Origin of the sequence: Bartonella sp. AC329YNZD (genome assembly GCF_042196685.1) — a bacterium.
GTDB lineage: Bacteria > Pseudomonadota > Alphaproteobacteria > Rhizobiales > Rhizobiaceae > Bartonella.
In genome coordinates this window covers 14,523-37,878 of the sequence record NZ_JBHIQS010000012.1, presented here as the reverse complement: position 1 = coordinate 37,878, position 23,356 = coordinate 14,523, and the positions used below count along the sequence as shown (strand labels likewise).

21 protein-coding genes are annotated in these 23,356 nt (G+C 38.0%); 5 read left to right on the top strand and 16 right to left on the bottom strand.

Annotation, left to right across the window (positions count from 1 at the left end):
• The first annotated feature begins 18 nt into the window (after window positions 1-18).
• Window positions 19-792: an amino acid ABC transporter ATP-binding protein gene (locus ACFIMW_RS06590; RefSeq protein WP_375608542.1), complete on the top strand. Its 774-nt coding sequence runs from the start codon at window positions 19-21 to the stop codon at window positions 790-792.
• 20 nt (window positions 793-812) lie between these two features.
• Here ACFIMW_RS06590 and lpxB read toward each other — a convergent pair whose 3' ends face one another.
• The 13 genes from lpxB to ACFIMW_RS06525 all read right to left on the bottom strand — a co-directional run bounded on the left by lpxB (window position 813) and on the right by ACFIMW_RS06525 (window position 14,883).
• Window positions 813-2,009 carry a lipid-A-disaccharide synthase gene (gene lpxB / locus ACFIMW_RS06585; protein ID WP_375608541.1) on the bottom strand — a complete coding sequence of 399 codons (1,197 nt, stop codon included), beginning with the start codon at window positions 2,007-2,009 and terminating at the stop codon, window positions 813-815.
• On the bottom strand, window positions 2,002-2,874 hold the full coding sequence (locus ACFIMW_RS06580) for an LpxI family protein (RefSeq protein ID WP_375608540.1): 873 nt from the start codon (window positions 2,872-2,874) through the stop codon (window positions 2,002-2,004). Before ACFIMW_RS06580 ends, lpxB begins: the two co-directional genes overlap by 8 nt.
• 2 nt (window positions 2,875-2,876) lie before the next feature.
• Complete coding sequence (gene lpxA / locus ACFIMW_RS06575; RefSeq protein WP_375608539.1) at window positions 2,877-3,701, bottom strand: acyl-ACP--UDP-N-acetylglucosamine O-acyltransferase; 825 nt, start codon at window positions 3,699-3,701, stop codon at window positions 2,877-2,879.
• Window positions 3,702-3,725: 24 nt separating this feature from the next.
• Window positions 3,726-4,193 (bottom strand): 3-hydroxyacyl-ACP dehydratase FabZ, encoded by a 468-nt coding sequence (fabZ, locus tag ACFIMW_RS06570; protein WP_375607210.1) that lies wholly within the window; start codon window positions 4,191-4,193, stop codon window positions 3,726-3,728.
• A 1-nt stretch (window position 4,194) separates the two neighbouring features.
• Window positions 4,195-5,241: a UDP-3-O-(3-hydroxymyristoyl)glucosamine N-acyltransferase gene (gene lpxD / locus ACFIMW_RS06565; protein ID WP_375607211.1), complete on the bottom strand. Its 1,047-nt coding sequence runs from the start codon at window positions 5,239-5,241 to the stop codon at window positions 4,195-4,197.
• A 65-nt stretch (window positions 5,242-5,306) separates the two neighbouring features.
• The gene (gene bamA, locus ACFIMW_RS06560) at window positions 5,307-7,703 is read right to left on the bottom strand and encodes an outer membrane protein assembly factor BamA (protein WP_375608538.1); all 2,397 of its coding nucleotides are present in this window, start codon (window positions 7,701-7,703) and stop codon (window positions 5,307-5,309) included.
• A 204-nt stretch (window positions 7,704-7,907) separates the two neighbouring features.
• The gene (locus ACFIMW_RS06555; RefSeq protein WP_375608537.1) at window positions 7,908-9,056 is read right to left on the bottom strand and encodes an RIP metalloprotease; all 1,149 of its coding nucleotides are present in this window, start codon (window positions 9,054-9,056) and stop codon (window positions 7,908-7,910) included.
• Window positions 9,057-9,071: 15 nt separating this feature from the next.
• Window positions 9,072-9,887, bottom strand: a complete 816-nt coding sequence (locus ACFIMW_RS06550) for a phosphatidate cytidylyltransferase (protein ID WP_375608536.1) — start codon at window positions 9,885-9,887, stop codon at window positions 9,072-9,074.
• Between the two features lie 716 nt (window positions 9,888-10,603).
• Window positions 10,604-11,164, bottom strand: coding sequence for a ribosome recycling factor (frr, locus tag ACFIMW_RS06545; RefSeq protein ID WP_375608535.1), 561 nt, complete (start codon window positions 11,162-11,164; stop codon window positions 10,604-10,606).
• Between the two features lie 37 nt (window positions 11,165-11,201).
• Window positions 11,202-11,921, bottom strand: a complete 720-nt coding sequence (gene pyrH / locus ACFIMW_RS06540; RefSeq protein WP_375608534.1) for a UMP kinase — start codon at window positions 11,919-11,921, stop codon at window positions 11,202-11,204.
• A 158-nt stretch (window positions 11,922-12,079) separates the two neighbouring features.
• Window positions 12,080-13,000 carry a translation elongation factor Ts gene (gene tsf, locus ACFIMW_RS06535; protein WP_375608533.1) on the bottom strand — a complete coding sequence of 307 codons (921 nt, stop codon included), beginning with the start codon at window positions 12,998-13,000 and terminating at the stop codon, window positions 12,080-12,082.
• 102 nt (window positions 13,001-13,102) lie between these two features.
• Entirely contained in the window at window positions 13,103-13,879 is a 777-nt protein-coding gene (gene rpsB / locus ACFIMW_RS06530) for a 30S ribosomal protein S2 (RefSeq protein ID WP_375608532.1), read from the bottom strand.
• A gap of 167 nt (window positions 13,880-14,046) precedes the next feature.
• Window positions 14,047-14,883 carry a cell envelope integrity EipB family protein gene (locus ACFIMW_RS06525; protein ID WP_375608531.1) on the bottom strand — a complete coding sequence of 279 codons (837 nt, stop codon included), beginning with the start codon at window positions 14,881-14,883 and terminating at the stop codon, window positions 14,047-14,049.
• Between the two features lie 145 nt (window positions 14,884-15,028).
• Here ACFIMW_RS06525 and ACFIMW_RS06520 point away from each other — a divergent pair, with 145 nt between their 5' ends.
• Window positions 15,029-15,490: a RidA family protein gene (locus tag ACFIMW_RS06520; protein ID WP_375608530.1), complete on the top strand. Its 462-nt coding sequence runs from the start codon at window positions 15,029-15,031 to the stop codon at window positions 15,488-15,490.
• A gap of 140 nt (window positions 15,491-15,630) precedes the next feature.
• Window positions 15,631-16,053 (top strand): HIT family protein, encoded by a 423-nt coding sequence (locus ACFIMW_RS06515; RefSeq protein ID WP_375608529.1) that lies wholly within the window; start codon window positions 15,631-15,633, stop codon window positions 16,051-16,053.
• A gap of 7 nt (window positions 16,054-16,060) precedes the next feature.
• On the opposite strand, the gene clpA is transcribed toward ACFIMW_RS06515, so the two are convergent.
• Together clpA and clpS are read right to left on the bottom strand one after the other, a co-directional pair.
• Window positions 16,061-18,412 (bottom strand): ATP-dependent Clp protease ATP-binding subunit ClpA, encoded by a 2,352-nt coding sequence (gene clpA, locus ACFIMW_RS06510; RefSeq protein WP_375608528.1) that lies wholly within the window; start codon window positions 18,410-18,412, stop codon window positions 16,061-16,063.
• A 6-nt stretch (window positions 18,413-18,418) separates the two neighbouring features.
• Window positions 18,419-18,790: an ATP-dependent Clp protease adapter ClpS gene (gene clpS, locus ACFIMW_RS06505; RefSeq protein ID WP_375608558.1), complete on the bottom strand. Its 372-nt coding sequence runs from the start codon at window positions 18,788-18,790 to the stop codon at window positions 18,419-18,421.
• A gap of 230 nt (window positions 18,791-19,020) precedes the next feature.
• Between clpS and ACFIMW_RS06500 the strand changes: the two genes are divergently transcribed.
• Window positions 19,021-20,367 (top strand): SPOR domain-containing protein, encoded by a 1,347-nt coding sequence (locus tag ACFIMW_RS06500; protein WP_375608527.1) that lies wholly within the window; start codon window positions 19,021-19,023, stop codon window positions 20,365-20,367.
• 31 nt (window positions 20,368-20,398) lie between these two features.
• Entirely contained in the window at window positions 20,399-20,677 is a 279-nt protein-coding gene (locus ACFIMW_RS06495; protein WP_375608526.1) for a hypothetical protein, read from the top strand.
• Between the two features lie 1,029 nt (window positions 20,678-21,706).
• On the opposite strand, the gene ACFIMW_RS06490 is transcribed toward ACFIMW_RS06495, so the two are convergent.
• The gene (locus ACFIMW_RS06490; RefSeq protein WP_375608525.1) at window positions 21,707-23,098 is read right to left on the bottom strand and encodes an L-serine ammonia-lyase; all 1,392 of its coding nucleotides are present in this window, start codon (window positions 23,096-23,098) and stop codon (window positions 21,707-21,709) included.
• Window positions 23,099-23,356 lie beyond the last annotated feature (258 nt).

The window sequence follows — 23,356 nt, the reverse complement described above, 5'->3', positions numbered from 1 at the left end:
ATGAAAGAATAAAACAAGATGAATTTGAAAAATAATCAATCGATCTCTCCCAATAAAAACCCTGTGATCTCCATTCGAAACCTCAATAAATGGTACGGAAACTTTCAGGTTCTACATGATATCAACTTTGATGTTCAAACTGGTGAACATATCGTTATTTGTGGCCCATCCGGATCTGGAAAATCAACGTTAATTCGTTGTATTAATCAATTAGAACAAGCACAAAAAGGTTCGATCCGTATCCATAACGTTGATATCCATACCGCCCCTGTACAACAGCAAAAAAATGTTCTCCGTAAGATAGGAATGGTCTTTCAGAACTTTAATTTATTCCCCCACATGAGCGTTATACAAAATTGTATTTTAGCCCCTATGACAGTTCAAGGTCTTTCCAAACAACAAGCAAAAGAACGAGCAATTCATTACTTAACGCATGTCGGTATTGAAAAACACTGTGAAAAATATCCTTTCCAACTCTCTGGTGGGCAACAACAGCGTGTTGCGATTGCCCGTGCACTTTGTATGGAACCTGAAGTAATGCTTTTTGACGAACCAACCTCTGCTCTTGATCCAGAAAGTGTAGGAGAAGTTTTGCAAGTAATGGCTCAATTAGCAGATACAGGAATCACAATGCTTTGTGTTACTCATGAAATGGACTTCGCACGGAAAGTCTCAGAAAGAATACTCTTTCTAGAAAACGGAAAAATTGTTGAAGATACAGCATCTGAAAAATTTTTTACCAATCCTAAAAGCCAACGTGCTTGTGAATTTCTTGCTAAAATTAAATATTAATCATTAAAATATTGCTTTATTTATACAATTTTATTCCTACTTTTAAAAAGAGTGATAATTGTTTGTGCGCCAACAACCCCCGATGGTACTTCAGTTTTCATTTTCTGTTCTACCATCTCAAAGGAATCAAGTTGTGCCTGTCGCAATAAAGGATTAGCCAAAAGTTGTTCTACCTGTCTTGCTAACATGCCAGGACGGATTAATTCATTCAAATATTCCGAAACAATAGGCTTATCAGCAATAATATTTGGAAGAGCAGCACTCCATAACATCATTTTAGGAAAAATAAATAATTTAGAAAAGAAATCAAGTTTATAGCAAAGAACCATAGGAACTTTTGCTAAGGCTAATTCAAGTGAAACAGTTCCATGTGCAGCAAGAGCAACATCTGCTTGTGCAAAAGCACGCCATTTTTCATCTTCACCAACTACAATTTCTATCTTGCTTTTCCAGCCCTGCACAAAGTCCCGGATTCTATCTACCAAATGAGGTAAGGTTGGTAAAATAATACGTAAATGAGGAATACGTTGTACAAGAATCTCTACTGTTTCTCGAAAAATAGGCATTAAAGAACGAATTTCTGAATTGCGCGATCCTGGCAAAATAACTAATGTAGGCGATAATGCTTGTGTATCGATCAAATTTCTTTGTTCTAATTGGCTTTTTTTTTCTGACTGAATTCTCAAAAGGGGAGGATATGTCAAAAGACGATGTCCAACATAAGTCGTGGCAGGGCCTCCCAAATCTTGCATAATCTTTTCTTCAAAAGGAAAAACCGCTAAAACATGATCAACAAATCCACACATAGCTTTTGCACGCTCTGGCCTCCATGCCCAAACGGTTGGTGCAATATATTTAATGATAGGAATAGAAGGCGCTAAAGCACGTACCTTTTTTGCAATACGATGCGTGAAATCAGGACTATCAATAATAATTAAACAATCAGGTTGTTCTTGTGCAATAAATTTGGATAAATTGCGAATGTGTAGCAACAACAACGGTAGTTTTTTCAACACCTCCTTTAAACCTATTAAAGCAATATCATGGGAATCAAAAAAGCTTTTTAAGCCTAATGCCTTTAAATGGCTCCCCCCAACACCAATCAAATGAATATTGCATCCTATCTGTTGTGATAAACAAGAAATTAGATCGGCCCCAAGTAAATCACCAGATTCCTCACCTGAAACCACTGCAATCTTTAAGAAACAATTATTCATGACCAAACTTCTCAAATGTCTCTATAAATAGAGAATATTTGTTGGCTTTTTCTATTGTTGTTTTCACTGATAATATTAGACTTCTATTTGCCTCCACCGCAACACCATATAAACCACTCTTTGCAATATTCATTATTGTCGCGGGACCAATTGATGGCAAATCAACGCGATTATCCTGTTGTGGTTTTGCACATTTTACAAGAACACCACCCTTAGAGGGAATTTGCCCTCTTTCTCGCATTTCACAAACACGCCACAACATATTATCAGTTCCCTCAGCGCCCTCCAAAGCAACCACCCTTCCCTGAACAACAACAACGGCTTGTCCAATATCCAATTGACCTAAAAGCTTTGCTGCTTCTGCTGCTAAAAAAATATCTTTTTTCTCTTTTGGCGTAGCACGCCGTATTGTTAAATTAAATGCTATGGGAGCTAAAAGATCTGGTACTATTTCATGGGCACCGATAACACAAAAACCATGCGCTTCAATAACCCGTATAAAAGCTTTTAATAACGCATCATCCCCCCTCCTCAAAGCTCCGATTAACTTAGGAAGAGCTAAAAATGTTGTCCAGTCCAGTCGCAATTGTTTAAGAAGTGGCCGCTTTTTCACACCACCTGCCAAAACAACATTATAAACTTCAGCCTCTTTTAAGATTTTAACGAGTCGCGCTAACTCTACAATTGATAGCTCGCAATGCTCATAACGATAAAGAACAGAATCTGCCTCACCACGCAAAAGCACAAGAAAAGGATTTTCTCCATTCTTCTCAAGAGCCTGCGCAACAGTAATCGGTAGAACACCATTTCCTGCTATAACGGCAGTACGGCCGGAAAGAAAACTTCTGGCTCCCCAAATAGGCATTTTTAATCCTTATGTTCTTTTATTCTATCACCTTCAAATTTTGGTGTACAATAAAAACGCTTTCCTTCTTCTTTAATAAAATTAACAACTTCAGAAACAGACTGAGAAGAAGAATAGAAAGAAGCAACATCACTGACACGCTCTTTAAATGGTTTGCTATGATCAAAAAGCATGGCAACCGCGTGACGGAGTGCATGAATATCTTGACGCTCAAGTCCTGCACGCTTCATGCCAATAATATTGAGCCCAGCAAGTTTTGCCTGCACACCAACAGCTGTTCCATAAGGTATCAGATCACCAACCAGTGCAGATACGCCGCCGATAAATGCATGATGTCCAACACGAACAAATTGATGAACAGCAGCACCTCCACCAATAATCACATAATCACCAATAGTAACATGACCAGCAATCATTGCGTTATTGGCAAATGTTACATGATTGCCTACATAACAATCGTGAGCGATATGCGCATAACAAAAAAATTGGCAATTATCACCAACAACTGTCATTCCTACACTCGAATCGGAACCCCTATGCATTGTTACACCTTCACGAATCGTACAATTCTTACCAATAAAAAGAGTCGTAGCCCCTCCTTTATGTTTATTATTTTGCGGATCTGCCCCCAAAACAGCATGAGAAAATACTTTACTCTTGGCTCCTAACGTTGTCTTTCCCATTATTACAACATGACTTGTCAAACTACATTCATCACCAATAACAGCCTCTGAACTAATATGGCAAAATGGTCCAACGCGTACATTCTCACCAAGCTGCGCTCCCTTCTCCACAAGAGCAGTTGGATGGATTTTCGTACCGGACATTTTTAAATCCCCATCAAATATCGTTTATTCTTTTTCAACAATCATCGCAGCAATTTCTGCTTCAGCGACGCGGACATCTTCTACTTTTGCAACACATGAAAAACGTCTCATACCAGATCTTTTTTTCAAAAGCTGAACATGAATCTTGAGCTGATCACCAGGCATAACCGGCTTACGAAATTTCGCATTATCAACCGTCATAAGGTAAACTAAATTTGTTTGCTTATTGCCTAAATTTAAAAGTGCTATTGCTCCTGCCGTTTGTGCCATAGCTTCTAAAATCAAAACTCCAGGCATAACAGGCTTTGAGGGAAAATGTCCTGTAAAATGTGGCTCGTTAATCGTTATATTTTTAATACCAATCGCTTCTTGTTCACCATCAATATCAACGATACGATCAATTAATAAAAATGGATAACGGTGCGGTAATATTGATAATAGTTTTTCAATATCGACAGCCTCTAAGTTTTTAGTTTTTTCACTGCTGATCATATCAGCGTTTCTCCTTTTTAACTTTTCCCATACTGCGCAACGCCGCTACTTCACGAAACCATTGTTTAAATGGTCGCGCTGGACTACCTCCCCATTTTTCGCCATCCGGAATGTCATTCATAACACCACTACGAGCAGCAATCTGAACAGATTTACCTATTATGATGTGATCAGCTACTCCCACACTTCCGCCAAGCTGAGACATATCCCCTATAGATGTACTTCCCGCAATGCCACATTGAGCGGCAATAAGACAATAGCGGCCAATTTTTACATTGTGGGCAATTTGTACAAGATTATCAATCTTGCTTCCTTCACCAATAACGGTATCTTGAAATGTTCCACGATCAATTGTCGTGTTCGCACCAACTTCTACACCATCCTCAATAATAACGCGACCAAGCTGTGGAATTTTCTCGATTCCAGAAACGCCCCCAACATAACCAAAACCATCTTGCCCAATGCAAACACCAGGATAAAGCTGAACCTTATCACCTATTATAGAACACTGAACTGTTACCTTAGGAGCAATATAGCAGTCACATCCAATACGGCAATTTTCACCGATAACAGCTGTGGATGAGATAAGAGTTCCTGCACCAATCTCAACATTTTTACCAATAACAGCTCCCGCTTCAATACACACATCATGCGCCAACTTAGCCGTTGGATGAATATGCGCATGCGATGAAATCCCCTTCTGCCCCAACCAAGGTATTGGCTTAACAGAATCTGGAAACAAAATACGACCAATCTGAGCAAAGTCACGCTGTGGTGTGGATGTCACCAAAATTGCCATAGTTTCGGGAACTTTAAAAACAATCTCATTCGTACACAAAACAGCAACAGCAGAACTATCCAGCAAAGCATCAGAAAACTTTCGATGCTCTACAAAAACAAGCGAACCTTCCACAGCACTCTCAAGTGAAGAAAGAGTATTGATAACTTTATGAGAAAACTCTGGATTAAGAAGCTTTGCACCCGTCAACTCAGCAGCATTTGCAACTGTCAATCGTCGGGACGGCGTAAAAAAAAATGTATCCGCCATCAAAACACTTTCTCTCCCAGCTTAAGCTATTCTCTTCAAGTTTTTCCTTCTTAAAATCGCTCAAATCAGAACTTTGTAGAAATACCAAAGTTTAATTGCTGCACACGATCCCCCTCCTGCTTCATTATTGGCCAAGCATAATCAAAACGCAAAGGACCAAACGGAGAATCCCACATCAAACTCACACCTGCAGATGAGCGCCAAGCACTTTTGGTATTGGTAACAGGCGGCTCACCTTTAAAAACTGCCTTATAATTATTACCATAAAGCGTGGCAATATCCGCAAATAAAGCACCGCGCAACCCAAATCCTTCAGGCACAACAGGAATAGGAAACTGTACTTCAGCAGTCGCATTCATATATGTTGTTCCCCCTAAGAAATAAACTTCACCCTTATTAGAAACCTGACGTGGGCCTATCCCATTATATTTGAACCCTCTGATCATATCAGTATTCGCCTTAAACATATCGAAAATACGAACACCATCTCGGCCCATTCCGTGGATATACCCCCCCCCAAAGGAAAGCAAACCAACGATATCCTTCTGCTCGGAAAGAGTCTTGTACATCATCGCCTTACCCGTGGTCTTCAAGAACTTTGCACTTCCACCAAGCCCTGCATATTCCTGAAGAAGATTCACATACCACCCATCATGAGGGGCTCTCATATCGTCAATTGTATTATAGGTAAAACCATAACTAATCGATGAACGCTTCCAAGGGCTTTGCTTTGCAGCTTGAACAATCGCACCAGAATATTTCCCGTATAATTCTATTATGTCACTCTCTTTATCGAAATTATACTCTCCGCCAAAATCATATTCTTCCTGCACATAAGAATAAGCTACATTAGCAGACAATTGATTATTAATAGGCAACGAAAACCGTAATGACCCGCCTGTCTGTCGTACATCATAGGCTTTATCAGCACGGTAAGTACTACGAAAAACATCAACGCCAGCAGATAAACGATACCCTAAGAAATAAGGATCAACAAATGATAAATTATAATTACGGGATTTTTCTTGCCCTGCTCCTAATCCTAAACGAACATACTGCCCACGTCCGCCAAGATTACGCTCAGTAACAGAAACTTCAAGTGACATACCAGGACTTGTTCCCCCCGTTGTATACCCCCCTGAAAGAGAGAGATCTCCTGTTGAAGCTTCAACGACATCTATCACCAAAACAACTTGGTCAGATTGCTCGGTAGGAACCATTGAAATATTAACGGCTTTGAAAAAACCTAAACTTTCTAGACGACGTTTTGCCCGCTGTAATAAAGTTTGATTGTAGGCATCTCCTTCATTCAAATCAATCTCACGACGAATGACATAATCACGCGTTTTCTCATTACCACGTATATCAATACGCTGAATATAAGCACGTGTACCCTGTTCAATATTATATAAAATTGAAATTGTATGATTTGCTAAATTACGATTTCCCCGCGGTTCAACTTTAGCAAAAGCATAGCCAGAATCAGCAACCTTGTTATTAATAATTGCAACGGACTGTTCAATCTCTTCTGCACTATAAACATCACCTGGCTGGGTTTTAAGCATCCTTTTTACAGATTGAACGTCAATTCCATCGACATCACTTTCAACTTGAATATCACTAATTTTATAACGCGCCCCTTCATCAAGAACAAAAGAAATTTTATACGTATTGCTTGCTGCATCAAAAGTTGCTTTAGAAGAGACTACACGAAAATCTGCATAACCATGATTATAATAAAAGCGACGTAAAGCTTCTTCATCAACAGCGAGGCGCTCTTCACTGTAAACATCGCCTCCTAACAACTTGGAAAAAATTCCTGAAGATTTTGTCGAAATTACATCACGCAAACGGCGACTTCCAAAGACACTATTTCCCTTAAAAGCGATATCACTAATCTTTGTTTTTTTTCCTTCAACAACATTAAAGACCACATTCACACGCCCTTTTCCAAGATTAATGGTTTGAACGTTAACCGTGATATTATTACGACCAAGAGTTTTATAAGCTTCACGAATTGTATTTATATCAGCAGAAAGCTTAGCAGAGTTAAAAGGTTCATTTGGTTTCAAAGAAATAAACCGTTTAAGATCTGGGTCTTTAAAAGATTTATTTCCTTGGAACAATATTTGATTGACAACCTCATATTCTTTTACGAATACGACCAATTTATCACCTACTTGATTTATTTTAACATCATAAAATAAACCTAATTCGAAAAGGTTCTTCACAGCATTATCAACATCACCACTGGAAAATCCTTGTCCAGCCTTAATACCCATATTGTCCCGAATTGCCTGAGAACTTACAAACTTATTCCCACGAACCTCAATAGAACGGACTACAGACGCTTGCATTTCTCCAACCACAGCAATTGACATAAAAGCCGTTACTGGAACAATCATCCCCATCTTTAACACCAACACAGATGCTGCATTTAAAAACTTTGAATTCGTAGTCATTGGCTCTTTTACCTTACTCTTATTCCTTGGACACAACGCCTTAAAAAGCTAACTGCCACAACAACCTTTTTACAGCGAGACTTTGTCATCCCTTAATTACTCATTATAATGTACAACGCCACAACATTTTGCAGACATGGTAAACAACCTTCAATTTATTTTTGCTATTATTACCCAATTCATAAAGTATTTTCCATAATTTAATTAGCTAAACCAACAAAAATAATCATTTAAAAAGACAAAAATTATAAAAAAGAGAAGAATGGAGAAACCTAAACGAAAAACAATTCCCTGAATTTTAGTGGATATTGTCTTCCCAGTAATAACTTCAATGACATGAAATAAAAGATGCCCACCATCAAGTGGTAGAATCGGAAAAAGATTAATAAGCCCAACACTTATTGAAAGAAAAGCTGCCAAATTCAACAAAGAAATAAAACCTGCCTCGCTCACTTTCCAAGCAATTTTAACGGTTTTAGAAGGTCCACTTAGCCGACAACGATCCTCTTTTCCTTCTATTAAACGACTCATAAAAAGAACAGTTTGAGTAGCAATAAACGCAGTACGATTTGATGCTTCTCTTACAGCTGTTAAAAAACCATAGTGAATATGTTTTATATAAGTTGGATCTAAACGCGCAGGATTATTTGAATCAACAGGAACACCTACACCTATCATAGCACTTTGTGTCCGATTACCGAATCCATCATCTCGCTCAACTAGTTTCGGAGTAATGACCGTTGTAAACACGCGCCCCATGCGTTCTATCTTAAACTCTATAGGTTCTTTTCCGTGAAAAGTTACATAGTTCATCAAATCTTCAAAACTTTCAACCCGTCGACCATCCATTTCAACAAAACGGTCACCTAATTCCAAACCAGACTGAACAGCAGGGCTATCTTTTACTAAAGAACCAACAACCGGTTCAATGGCTACACGACCGTAAATAAAGAAAAAAAGTGTCAGAATAACAACAGTAAAAAGGACATTGAAAAAGGGACCAGCAAAAACAGTTGCTGCTTTTTTCCAAGCATGCACACTGGCAAATGAACCATCAACTATCGGAGATGATTGGGATGATACCGTATCAATTTTTTCCTCATCTCCAACAAACTTTACATAACCTCCTAAGGGAATAAGTGCTAAGCGCCACTTGGTGCCATGCTTATCTGTGTAACTCGCTATTTGTGGACCAAATCCAAGTGAAAAAACTAACGCCTTAATACCACACCACCGACCAATGAGATAATGCCCAAGTTCATGCACAAAAATGATAATCATAATGATAAAAAGAATACTCAAACTTCTTAAAAGAAAATCACCCATAGTGACGATATGATTTAAAAGTCCCAAAATATCTACTCCCAATTAAATCATACTAAAAAGATTAAAAGGCGCATTCATATCAGCTATAAACGCCCCAATTAAATAAAGAAGCAAAGCGGCCCCTACCAACCCATCCATACGATCCATAAAGCCACCATGTCCAGGCAATAAAGAACTAGAATCTTTAACAGAAAACCGCCTTTTGAGCCATGATTGTCCTAAATCACTCAATTGTGAAGCAATTGATAAAATAAGTGTAAGGAGTGGCACGAAAAAACTTGTTAAATTTATATCAAAAAATCCAAAAGCAACCCATATACCGCCGAAAACTCCGATAAATGTGCCACCAAACGCTCCTGACCATGTTTTATTAGGAGAAAATTGTGGTGCTAATTTAGCCCCCCCTAAGGCACGTCCGATAAAATACCCACCAATATCTGTCCCCCACACTATCGTAAATAAGAAAATAACAACTTGGAACCCCAACATCTCATGATCCCGTAAAAAGCATAAAGCAACAACAGGAAAAGAGGCATATAAAAAACCACAAAAAACCCACCCCCCCCCTTTTATAGATATAATAGCCAACACCGCAGCCAAAACGATTAAAACACAAAAATCTAATGAAGCAGATACACTCAACACTAAAAAAAAGCCGAAAAACAAATAAAAAATACTTGCTAATATCTTTTGTACAACACACCACTTCTCTTTAGTAATACTCATCCACTCATAGAGAATAAAACCGCCAATACACCATACAAACAAAAAAAAGATGGTTCCTCCCAACCACGTTAGATACAATGCAATAACGCCAAACACAAAAGCTGTCAGAACACGATAAACCAAATTAGACAAAACAACATCCACACAATAAAAATAGAAAATACAAGCTCTAAAATTGTAGTATTTTTATTTCACACTTGTACAAACTTCTCTTATAATTTACCATAAATAATTCAGTCTACCAAGATAGTGCTTATAAGACGAATAATCAATGAAAACAGCTTCAAAAATCCCCTCTTAAAATTAATCCTAAAATATGTTTTTAAATATTTTCTCAAACATAAAATGAAAAAGCGGCTATCTACGCCCTATATAAATTAACCAATAGAGGTTAAAAACACTCTTTTATCAACTGTTCGTCATCTAAAAGAAAATTATGCCACATAACATCTGCTTGATCGATTCTACTCGCATGTTTTATAATGGGAAATAAGAGAAAGGTTAGGCTTATTTTTTGTGTTATATTCTTTCCCCAACCCTCATCTTAGATATTTAAATAATTTCTAATAATGTTTTCATTATGCAGTTTAACAAAGACATGCTAACTAGGAGCCTTTACCATGCTGTTAAATAGTGTCTTCCAGCAAAGGGCATGATTTACCACGCAAACTAAAAAATTAAAACATCTTCCCTTTCAAATCAATCTCTCCCATATCAAGATGATAAAACGATAAAACACCTTCTTGTATTACACCTTGCTATCACAGAGCACACCACTCCTTACTATTATCCATAGAAACAATTTACAGGCGGGAGTATAACATCCTTTTTCTAGCGACAAAACCGTCTTAAACGTGCATAATTTCAGATTCTTTTACGGCTAAAATTTTATCAATATCAGCAATAGTTTCATCTGTGAGTTTTTGAACTTTCTCAGACAAACTATGGGCTTCATCTTGCCCAATTTCACCATCCTTTTCTAACTTTTTCAAATTGTCCATACCATCCCGACGAACATGACGTGTAGCAACACGCGCTTGCTCTGCATAATGATGCGCAATTTTTACAAGTTCTTTACGGCGCTCTTCATTCAACTCAGGCAAAGGAATACGTAAATTCGTACCATCAGTTATGGGATTTAAACCAAAACCGGAATCGCGAATAGCACGCTCTACAGCTCCTACCATCGTTTTATCCCATACAGAAACAGAAAGCATCCGAGGTTCGGGAACAGAAATATTAGCAACTTGATTTATGTGCACAACAGAACCATAAGCTTCAACAGTCAACGGCTCTAATAAACTGGCCGATGCTCGTCCAGTCCGCAAACCACCCAACTCATGTTTAAAAGCCGTAATAGCACCATCCATGCGACGTTTCAGATCATCCATAATTGATGTAACATCCATATTTCTGTCTCCTTCAATTGTCCTTTGAAGCTTACCCTTATTCCGATACTATTGTAAAGCGTCCTGTTCCATTCAAGACCTTAGCCAAACCACCTTTTTCATGAATGGAATACACAATAATCGGCACATTGTTCTCACGTGCTAAAGTGACCGCCGTTGAATCCATAACAGATAATCCCCATTGCAAAATTTCAACATGCGTTAATTGGTCAAAACGCTTAGCCGTAGGGTCTAACTTTGGATCTGCTGAATAAATACCATCAACTTGTGTTCCTTTAAGAAGAACGTCCGCACCAATTTCTGCTGCACGTAAAGTGGCAGCAGAATCAGTTGTAAAAAATGGATTTCCTGTACCGCCCGCAAAAATAACAACTTTTCCCTGATTCATATAAGCTATTGCTTTACGTTGCGAAAAACTTTCACAAATTTGTGGCATAGCAATCGCAGAGAGTACAACCGTTTCAACGCCTAATTTTGTCAATGATGTTCGCAATGCTAAAGAGTTAATAGCCGTTGCAAGCATTCCCATATGATCACCTGTCACTCGATCCCCACCATGCGAAGCAACAGCAACACCACGAAAAATATTTCCCCCACCGATCACAACAGCAACCTCTATCCCCATTGCACGCACTTCTGCAATATCAGCGGCAATGCGGTCTACAACAGAAACATCAATGCCAAAACTCTGCCCCCCCATAAGGGCTTCACCAGAAGCCTTTAAAAGAATACGTTTATACGGAAGTGCTAATGCCATTAATAATCTCCCCAAAAGCACATTTACTTTTTGCTTTTAACACCACGAAGGGCACCACTTTTTTTCACGTGACGCCCTCTCAACAATTAGATTGGTTCCCTCAGAGATTCTATACTCAAAGATATGATTTTAAATCTCTGATTAAGAGTTTGCAATAACTAACCTTTTGCAGCAGCAACCTCTGCAGCAAAATCAGACTCCTCTTTTTCTACACCTTCACCTAGTGCAAAACGAATAAAGCCTGTGATTTTTGCTGGTGCACCAATTGATTTCTCAGCGTCCTTTAAAGCTGCCTCAACAGTCATATCAGGATTCATAACAAAAGCCTGTGAAAGCAAAACAACCTCTTCAAAAAATTTACGCATACGCCCTTCTACCATTTTTTCAATGATACTTTCAGACTTTCCAGACTGACGTGCTTGATCTGAAAAAATCGCTTTTTCACGTTCAATAGCACCAGCATCAACATCTTGTGCTGTGAGTGCTAACGGATTGGTTGCTGCAATATGCATCGCAACCTGACGACCAAAAGCAAGAGCAGCTTCTTTATTTCCTGTTGTTTCAATTGCCACCAAAACACCAAGCTTACCAAGACCGTCAGCCACACTATTATGTATATAAGTCGCAACAACACCATTCTCAACAGACAATTTAGCGGAACGACGAAATGTCATATTTTCACCAATTGTACCAATTGCATCTTTAATTGTAAGCTCTACAGTCTTCTCAGAACCAGGATAAAGAGAAACAGAAACAGATTCAACATCACCTGGCGTATCCAAGGCGGCTGTTGCTATATTGCGCACAATCTCTTGAAATCCATCATTGCGTGCAACAAAATCTGTTTCAGAATTAATCTCAACCAAAACCGCATGTGAATCTTTTGATACGACTCCGATTAATCCTTCAGCCGCTGTACGACCCGCCTTTTTATCTGCTTTAGCTATCCCTTTTTTACGAAGCCAATCAACAGCAGCTTCCATATCACCATTAGTCTCTGCTAGAGCGGCTTTACAGTCCATCATACCAGCGCCAGATAATTCTCGAAGTTCTTTTACTTGTGCAGCAGTAATGCTCATATTTGCCTCTTTATTCTGTAACAGTGAAAGCGTGCAAATTTCCTCTGCACGCCAGTAACCTCTTCTTTAGAAAATAAAAGTACCTTAGTTAGGCGTTTTATATTACTCAGGAACTTCTGAAACCGCATTTTCCAACATAGGCTCCACAGGTGCATCAACTTGAGCTCCCAAATCAATACCCATGGCACCTTGCTGGCGTGCAATACCATCAAGAGCAGCACGAGCAAAAAGATCGCAATAAAGAGAAATTGCACGCGAAGCATCATCATTTCCTGGTATTGGATGCGTTACATCATCAGGATCGCAATTGGTATCAATAATAGCAATTACAGGAATACCCAAACGCTTTGCCTCTTGGAGTGCAATATTTTCTTTATTTGTATCGATAACAAATATAAGATCTGGAACAGATCCCATATCTTTAATACCACCAAGCGCACGATTAAGCTTTTCACGATCACGTTCAAGATTTAAACGTTCTTTTTTGGTAAAGCCTTGTGCTTCAGCGGCAAGAATTTTGTCAAGCTTACGCAAACGATGTATCGAATTGGAAATCGTTTTCCAATTTGTAAGCATGCCACCAAGCCAACGCGCATTAACGTAATATTGGGCAGAACGATTGGCCGCATCAGCGATAATGTCAGATGCTTGTCGTTTCGTACCAACAAAGAGAATACGACCACCGCGCGCAACAGTATCTGAGACAAGTTTAAGTGCTCGGTGCAAAAGTGGAACAGTCTGAGCAAGATCAATAATATGGATATTATTACGCTGACCATAAATATAAGGTGTCATTTTGGGATTCCAGCGATGAGTCTGATGACCAAAATGTACACCTGCTTCTAAAAGCTGGTGCATAGTAAAATCGGGTAGTGCCATAAATTTTATCCTTTCCGGTTCAACCTCCGCGGAAAAAGCAGGAAAACCTACTACCGGCGGATGCTTGCTAGACTCTTCTCACAGACTATTTGCAAACACCCAAACTCCGCGTGTGGAATAGTGCAAACATACTATTATTTGATTCTTTTTCAAGTCATTTTCTTCAATCATTTAATATTTGCATTTTCACATTGATCAAGATCTTTTCCAAGTTCGAGGAATTCGAGACTATTCAATTTGGCACGCACAGAAAAAGTTCCATAATCCATATGAAGATCACGCATAACACCATTCTCATGTAAGAGAAAACTGCTACGATAAATCGGCAAACCATCTTTATTTTCTTCATCATCAAAATAAGAGATTGTAACAGGCCAATATTTTTCTTCATCCAATTTTTTCATTTTTTCCGTTTCGCTATCAGATAAAAGTGCCTTCTTTTCCCCTATAACAACACTTTCTTTTATAACTTTATCTGCTTTATTCGTCCCATCAAATACCGTAACATTGTAAAAATGATGCCCTGCTTTTGCATGGCGAATAATATTTTTTAGTTGCATTACTGGAAATTCAGCCATTGCAAGCTTATACTCTTTTTCTTTTGGCTTTTTTAATGTAACTGTAATACCATCCGGAGTGCGCTCTGCGACCCCTTCGGCACGATGCGCAACCTCTTCTCCCTCTTGATCTGTAATATCAAAACGAAATGTACGGCTGTCCCCTGTTTCATAACTCGTCGTCTGTTGATCCGTTAAACGTACCGGCATACCTTCAATGTTCATACGGCTAATGAAACGAAAACGTGTATTATAACCCTGACATACCGAACCAGTAAGCTCGTAAACCATTCGCCCTGTCATCCCAGAAATTGTCATTTCATGCGAAACGTTATCGAGATGAAAATCATAAATTGCTCGATGAGGCACAATAAAAATGGGCTCTTCAGCTCTCGCAGTACATACAAAAACAATATATAAAATTATTATAAATAATGATCTTATCATTCCCAACTTCCAAACTCTATCCCCGTTGCATAACATCATACAATAAGGCAAAAAAGGCTAATTTCTCAATTAACCACACATTTCCTTAAATCAAAAAATAGGGTATGCAATGAATGTATTATAGAACAGCTATGGAGTTTAAATTATGACCAATGGAATTGAAAGAAACCTAGAAAAGTTCGGTATCACTCTTCCTGAAGTAATCCCCCCCCTTGCCAATTACATCACCACTTCGCAAAGTGGTAATCAACTCTTTATTTCTGGACAGCTTCCTCTTATTAATGGAAAACCTATAGCCATCGGTAAAGTTGGTACAACTGTGAATGTCGAACAAGCCCAAAAAGCATCTGAAGCTTGCGCTCTCAATATTCTCGCTCAACTCAAAGCAACTCTGGGTGACTTAAATAGAATAAAACGCATGGTAAAAATTACTGTTTTTGTGGCGGTAGATTCTCATTTTACCGATATCCCTTTTGTTGCCAATGGAGCTTCTGATTTATTTGTCAATATTCTTGGTGAAATTGGAAAGCATGCTCGTTCTGCTATTGGTGTTGCCTCTCTTCCCATGGATGTTCCTGTAGAAGTTGAAGCCATCATAGAAATCTAAATCTTCATTAAAGACAGTGCATCACCCTAGCTAAATATAACTGAATCCAAAATACTTCTTTGTCTTATAACTTTGATAAAACTTGCACTTTTTTGTTTTGAAATTAAAATTCTAAACCTATAATAAAAGGAAACATTTGTATGAAACAAGCTTATGACAATAACAATATTTTTGCTAAATTGATTCGCAATGAAATCCCTTCTGTTCGCGTCTATGAAGATAATGATGTTATTGGATTCATGGATATCATGCCACAGGCACCAGGTCATACGCTGGTCATTCCTAAAAAAGGCTCTAGAAACTTGCTTGATGCAGATACTGAAACATTATTTCCTGTTATTAAAGCTGTTCAAAAAATTGCAAATGCCGTCAAAAAAGCCTTTCAAGCAGATGGGATAACTGTCATGCAATTTAATGAAGCAGCGAGCCAACAAACCGTTTATCACCTCCATTTCCATATTATACCGCGTATGGAAGGAGTAGAACTTACCCCTCATAATGATGTGATAACACCTATAGAAATACTTGAAGAAAATGCAAAAAAAATCCGCGCAGCCTTGTAACATGCTCTTAAGTTGTTGTGCTTTTCTTTCCTGCACGTTTTTTTGTAAAATTTTTCATTTTACTTTTCTTTGAACCAATAGATACATCGGGAGATGAAATTTTTAACTGTAATCTTTCTTTTTCGCCATTTGATTTTTCTGTCAATACGTGAACGATTCCACCATTGCGTAACTTTCCAAATAAAATTTCATCAGCTAATGGCTTTTTAATATATTCTTGTATAACACGCCCTAGTGGGCGTGCTCCCATCTGAGAATCATATCCTTTATTGGAAAGCCATAAAGTTGCAGAAGGGCTTAATTCAAAACCAATCCCCCGATCAGCTAATTGTGCTTCAAGCTGAAAAATAAATTTTTGCACTATCTGATTAATGATTAAGTGAGATAAAGGCGCAAACGGAATAATTGCATCTAATCGATTACGAAATTCTGGTGTAAAGAGTCGATTGATTGCTTCTATATCCTCACCATCACGATGTACTTTCCCAAATCCAATAGCTGATTTTGCCATATCTGAAGCACCAGCATTGGTTGTCATAATCAAAATAATATTGCGGAAATCAATTTTCTTGCCATTATGGTCTGTTAATCTACCATAATCCATTACCTGCAATAAAATATTAAATAACTCTGGATGTGCTTTCTCAATCTCATCGAGCAAGAGAACTGCGTGAGGTTTCTGATCAACTGCATCGGTAAGGAGACCACCTTGATCAAATCCTATATAACCTGGAGGTGCTCCGATTAAGCGCGCTACCGTATGCCGTTCCATATATTCTGACATATCAAAACGCAATAATTCAATGCCTAAAGATGAGGCAAGCTGTTTTGCAACTTCAGTTTTTCCTACACCTGTTGGTCCTGAAAATAAATAACTTCCTATCGGTTTATCTGGTTCGCGTAAACCTGCTCTCGCCAATTTAATTGACGAAACTAATACGGAAATTGCCTGATCCTGCCCATAGACAACCTGCTTGAGCTCTTTTTCAAGCTTACTCAGTATCTTTTGATCGTCCCGAGAAACTGTTTTTGGTGGAATCCTTGCAATTTTAGCAACAGTCGCTTCAATTTCTTTAACACCTATACTCTTTTTGCGCTGTTTTTGTGGCAAGAGCTTTTGTGCTGCGCCACTTTCATCAATAATATCAATTGCTTTGTCAGGTAACCTACGATCAATTATATAACGTGAAGATAATTCTACAGATGCCTTCATCGCCTGATCTGTATATTTAATCTGATGAAAACCTTCAAAATAAGGCTTTATCCCCTGCAGAATCTTAATTGCATCAGTAATAGAAGGTTCATGAATATCAATCTTCTGAAAATGGCGTTCTAAAGCACGATCTTGTTCAAAGAATTTTCGATATTCTCTATAAGTCGTCGAACCAATACACCGCACAGCTCCAGAAGATAATGTAGGTTTTAAAAGATTTGCTGCATCCATATTTCCCCCTAATGTCGCTCCTGCTCCAATTAAGGTATGAATTTCATCAATAAATAAAATAGCATCTGGATATAGCTCAAACTCTTTAATAATTTGCTTTAAGCGTTCTTCAAAATCACCTCGATAACGTGTACCAGCAACAAGCCCCCCCATATCAAGAGAAAATATTGTTGCATTTGATAAAACTTCAGGCACCTGCCCATCAACAATGCGCTTTGCCAATCCCTCAATTATAGCGGTTTTCCCCACTCCAGGATCACCAACCAAAAGCGGATTGTTTTTTGACCTGCGACATAAAATCTGAATCATGCGTGAAATTTCTATTTCACGGCCAATTAATAAATCAATTTTCCCATTACGTGCTTTACAATTGAGATCAACACAATAACTCGTTAAAGCACTTGTTACCCTTTCATTATTGTCCGAAATCTGCTGATCTAATTGCTCTTCAAGTCCTTCAAGTAACATAGATAATCCATCATCACGCGTGATACCATGTGAAATAAAACGTACAGCGTCATAGCGTGTCATTCCCATCTCTTGAAGAAAATATGCTGCATGGCTTTCGCGTTCAGAAAAAATTGCCACAAGAACATTTGCTCCCGATACTTCATCTTTTCCAGCAGATTGAGCATGGATCACCGCGCGTTGTATAACACGCTGGAAAAAATCTGTAGGCTTTGTATCCTCATCAGCTCTAATCTGTTCATCTAGCTCTGAGCGAAGATAATTGGTTAAGCGCTCTCGTAATTCTTCTACATCTACTTGGCATGCCTGAATAACGGAATTTGCATCAGCATCATCTAACAGGGCAAGGAGAAGATGCTCTAATGTTGCATATTCATGCCGTGTTTGAGTGGCAATTGTTAATGCACGATGCAAAACCTCTTCAAGACTAGGTGTAAAAGATGGCATAATTCCTCACTTCTGTTCCATTACACATTGTAACGGATGTTCATTTTGACGTGCACATTCCCTCACTTGTACTATTTTCATTTCAGCAACTTCATAAGTATAGGTTCCACATTCGCCTATCCCATTGTGATGAACATTTAACATAATCCGTGTTGCTTCTTCGAAACTTTTTTTAAAAAAGTTCTTCAAAATGAAAACAACAAAATCCATAGGTGTGTAATCATCATTGAGTAAAAAAACGCGATATAATTTAGGTTTTTGGAGTTTTGCTCTAGCCTTAGGTATTACAACCGCACCATACCTACCTTCTTCCCAATTTTTGCCCTTTTCATAATGCATAATATGAAGTATAGAGTCCACCGTGAGCGTCTGTTCCATGATTGTTTTCCATGCAGCGTATTTTTTATTAATTTTAAGTTCTTTCATAATTATTGCAATACCTGTTTTATAAGAAAAAACTTCCCCCCTATGGTTAGATTTAAGTCACTCATAAAATAACTTCTGTAAACAAATTAGTAATACCATTCGTCTAAACTGCATCAACAAATTACAGAAAAGGAAGCTTTATAGAGGTTTTTTAGGATAAATGGAGAAATAGGATACTGCAAGTGTATATTAACTATCAAAAAATTATGCGCTGCTATAAAAAAATAGCAATCTCTTTTGTTATGTTAGCTTTTTCTCACTGTTGGGCATCAGCTACACCTCAAGGAGCCTATCCTGATAAGTATGCGGCTATTGTTATAGATGCCACTACAGGAAAAACTCTATTTCAAGCCAATGCAACATTGAAGCGTTACCCTGCTTCTTTAACAAAAATGATGACATTGTACCTCCTCTTTGAAGCTATGCAGATGCGTCGGGTAACACCAAATACACCAATTCCTGTTTCACATTATGCTGCAATGCGTCCACCGACAAAAATTGGATTTAAAGCAGGTCAAACAATTTCTGCAGAAGCAGCAGCTAAAGCACTCATTACAAGATCGGCAAATGATGTTGCTACTGCCATTGCAGAGTATCTTGGGGGTAGTGAGAAAAAATTCGCTCAAATGATGACAGCAAAAGCTCGTAAACTTGGTATGAAACATACACATTTCGCAAATGCTTCAGGGCTTCCAGACGTGCACAATTATTCTACCGCACGAGATATAGCTACTTTGTCATTAGCTTTAAGGAAAAATTTTCCAAAACAATATAAATTGTTTAGAATAAAAAGTTTTAATTTCCGTGGGCATACGATTAACAGCCACAATAAACTCGTAAAAAGAATGAAAGGTGTCGATGGAATTAAAACAGGATACACACAAATGTCAGGTTCTAATTTAGCAACTTCGATGCGTCTTGAGGGGCGTTCTATCGTTGCTGTTGTTATGGGAGGTAAATCATCTATTGCACGTGATGAGCATATGGCTAGCTTATTAAATCAATATTTGCCAAAAGCAAGCCAAATGAAAAGTGGTGAACGTTTGACCTCTGTACACTATCACTTACCCACTGGCGCAAATACCCCTATACCGACCATTAAAGCTGTTCCAAGTAATTTTGATGATGAAGTTTCGACTATGTTAACAGCATTTGCAGAACAACCTAAAAATTCGAATATCGCAATAACTGCTGTAAATAAAGTAATTATACCAATACCTAACCCTCAAAAAGCCATACCGGTTGAGGCACATAAAATTGTAACGGCCTCTTTATCCACAAACGCCGGATGGGCTATCCAAATTGGTTCCCTGCCCAATCAAGAACAAGCAAAAATTCTGCTTTTAAAAGCAAAAAATACAGCTTTTTCTGCTTTAAAGGATGCATCTTCACACATGCAACTGTTTGAAAAAAATGGGCAGCGTTATTACCGAGCACGATTTACGGGGTTTCAATCAAAAAAATCTGCTTTTGATGCTTGTTCTACATTAAAGAAAGCAAATTTTAACTGCTATACTGTAGTCTACTAAAAGTTTTTGAATTCTGCGTTAGGATAGTATTATGACAGATAATGCTTTTGCTGCATTCCATGAAAATGAAATCTTATTGAAGCAATCATCCTTCCTTTCATTGCGTTCTCTTCACGATGCTGCTGCAAGACTTACTGGTTTAAAATATAATTCAACTGCATTAGATACACAATCTCTTGTTAATCTTCTTATTTGTCAAATAATGCGTAATCGTCGTCTCACAATGCCTCCTGTACGCATTCATTTACGCGTTGCAAGTCAAACTGGTAATGTGCCTATTAAAATCTGTCTAGGAGCAACAAATATTTAACTCTACAGGGTATCTCTCAAAAAATTATTGTATTATTATCTAGAATTTTAAAAATCCTTTGATAGTCGTGCTTTTTTCTCAAGTCGGAGGAATTGTTCTAACGGCTTTTCCAACTATCCCTAGAGACACCTTCAAGCTTCCAATCAAACCATTTTTTAGAGCACAAAAATACCAGATATTTCTTCACTTTTTGATTTAATATCAAAAATTATCCTTCATAACGCTTCAATGCACCCTATAACATAAACGCTGTACAAATTTCCTAAGCTTTTTAAACTCCAACACGCAAAGCAATTTTAAAATACAAATACTATCGATGAAAAAACGTAAAAACGCCTTTTATAAAGAGTCTTAAGTCCCAAGAGTTTTCGTTATAACATTGAGAGCTGAAAAAAGAATGATAGTGCTCGTTTTGCTCCCTTTATAAATAAAGATGCTTATGCTCTATAGACTTTATACCATTCATAGAAACTTTACATTATACTATTTATATGTACCGTTGTGAAATAGATTTCAGATTGAGAGAGGTTTCTTTTCAAGATATTTTTTCACCATACCAGATGCCCAAAAGATCTTCATTTCTAAAAAACTAAAATCTTTAAAGCTCTCTTGCATCTCATCATAATAGTTCAGGTTTAAAACAAATTTACCTTAGATACCAAGGCATAATCTTCTCTTACTTAAAAGATATTTCTATGAAAACTTTTAAAGGCCATAAAACCTAGAAAAAAAGTAATGGCAGGTTGACCACTAATTTTACTTGACGCTTTTTTATTTTTCCAAATTAGACTGCTTTTCCCTTTCAGAGACAAATTAAACAGATAGAAGCAATACTCTCCCTCCAATCTTGCACGCAAAAAGCCACGACTCATTAAAAAGCACTGAACCCATCTCAAATTTATCTCAAGCATGCTGCTGAATTTAAATTTGAATGTTGATTTATCAGTAATAAAAAATATAAGCTTTATCAGGAAAAAAAGGCCATCCCTCTCACAATAGTTCAGTTATGGATTGAAGAGTGTCCAGCTCTTAACAAGATATTGCATTGACTGCGAGGCCACCTTTACTTGTTTCTTTATAGCGTTCACTCATATCATGACCAGTCTGGCGCATTGTTTCTATACAAGCGTCAAGAGAAACAAAATGATTTCCATTACCATGTAATGCAAGAGAAGAAGCCGTTACCGCCTTAACAGCCCCCATTGCATTACGCTCAATACAAGGAACTTGTACAAGACCTGCAACAGGATCACACGTCATTCCTAAATGATGTTCAAGCGCAATTTCCGCTGCATTTTCAATTTGAGCTGGTGTTCCACCTAACGCCGCGGTTAACCCTGCTGCAGCCATTGAAGATGCCGTTCCAACTTCACCTTGACACCCAACTTCTGCACCAGAAATAGAGGCATTATGTTTGATAACACCGCCAATAGCTGCTGCCGTTAATAGAAAATTATGTATTCCCTTTCGATCTGAACCATCATTAAACTGAAGATAGTAACGCAAAACGGCTGGGACAACACCAGCAGCCCCATTTGTTGGTGCTGTAACAACACGACCACCTGCTGCATTTTCCTCATTGACTGCTATAGCATATACCGAAAGCCAATCATTTGCCCAAAGTGGATAATTGCAATTTTTCTTTTGATTTTCCAAAAGCGTATCATGCAGCTTTTTAGCACGCCTTGGAATATGTAATCCACCAGGCAACTCACCTTCTTGTGAAAGACCTCTATTAATGCAATTTGTCATCGCTGAAAAAATTTCATCAAGCCCAGCATCAAGAGAAGAACGCTCTATTTTTATTTCTTCATTTAAGCGCTTCATTTCAGCAATTGAAAGTCCTGATTTTTCTGCCATTGATAACATTGTACGAGCAGAATCAAATGGATATGGCACCTCAGACACTTCTGATTCTATATTACCATTCATGTGTCTTAATTCATCCTCAGTTACAATAAAGCCACCACCAATAGAATAATAAATCTGCCGCAAAAGAACATTCCCATCAGTATCAAGCCCTTCAAATGCTAGTCCATTCGTATGACCAGGGAGGTTTTTCTTTCGTTCAAAAATAAGATCACGTTGCAAATCAAACTGATAAACGGGATGGCCTTCTGGTTGCACTTTTTTTTCACGTATAACTTTTTCTAACAGGAATCCCATGTCATCAGGATCAACAGTAGAAGCTTTTTCTCCTAAAAGTCCTAATATGATAGCTCTATCTGTCGCATGACCAATACCTGTGAAAGCTAAAGAACCATAAAGATAAACACGTATACGAGAAACTTGAATATCAGATAACTGAGAAAAATCTCTTATCCTTTGCAAAAACATATTAGCCGCAGTCATCGGCCCCATCGTATGTGAGCTAGAAGGACCAATACCAATTTTAAAAAGTTCAAAAACAGATAAAAACACATACCACCTCAAAACTCCAACATGGTCTGAGTATACGCTTTTCTATAACGTTTGTCCCGTTTAAAATCAAATTGCGAGATAGAGTAAAAAAATGACAGCAATAAACACGAATGTTGCTCGACTCGCTACCACCCAACACCCTCTTTCTATAGTGCTTTCCATTAGCCAACCTTCAAAACGAACAATGCCCTTAGAGTCACCTCTCTATCAATGTTGCGAACGTAGTAAAATAAGTGTTAATATGCAACATCATGATTT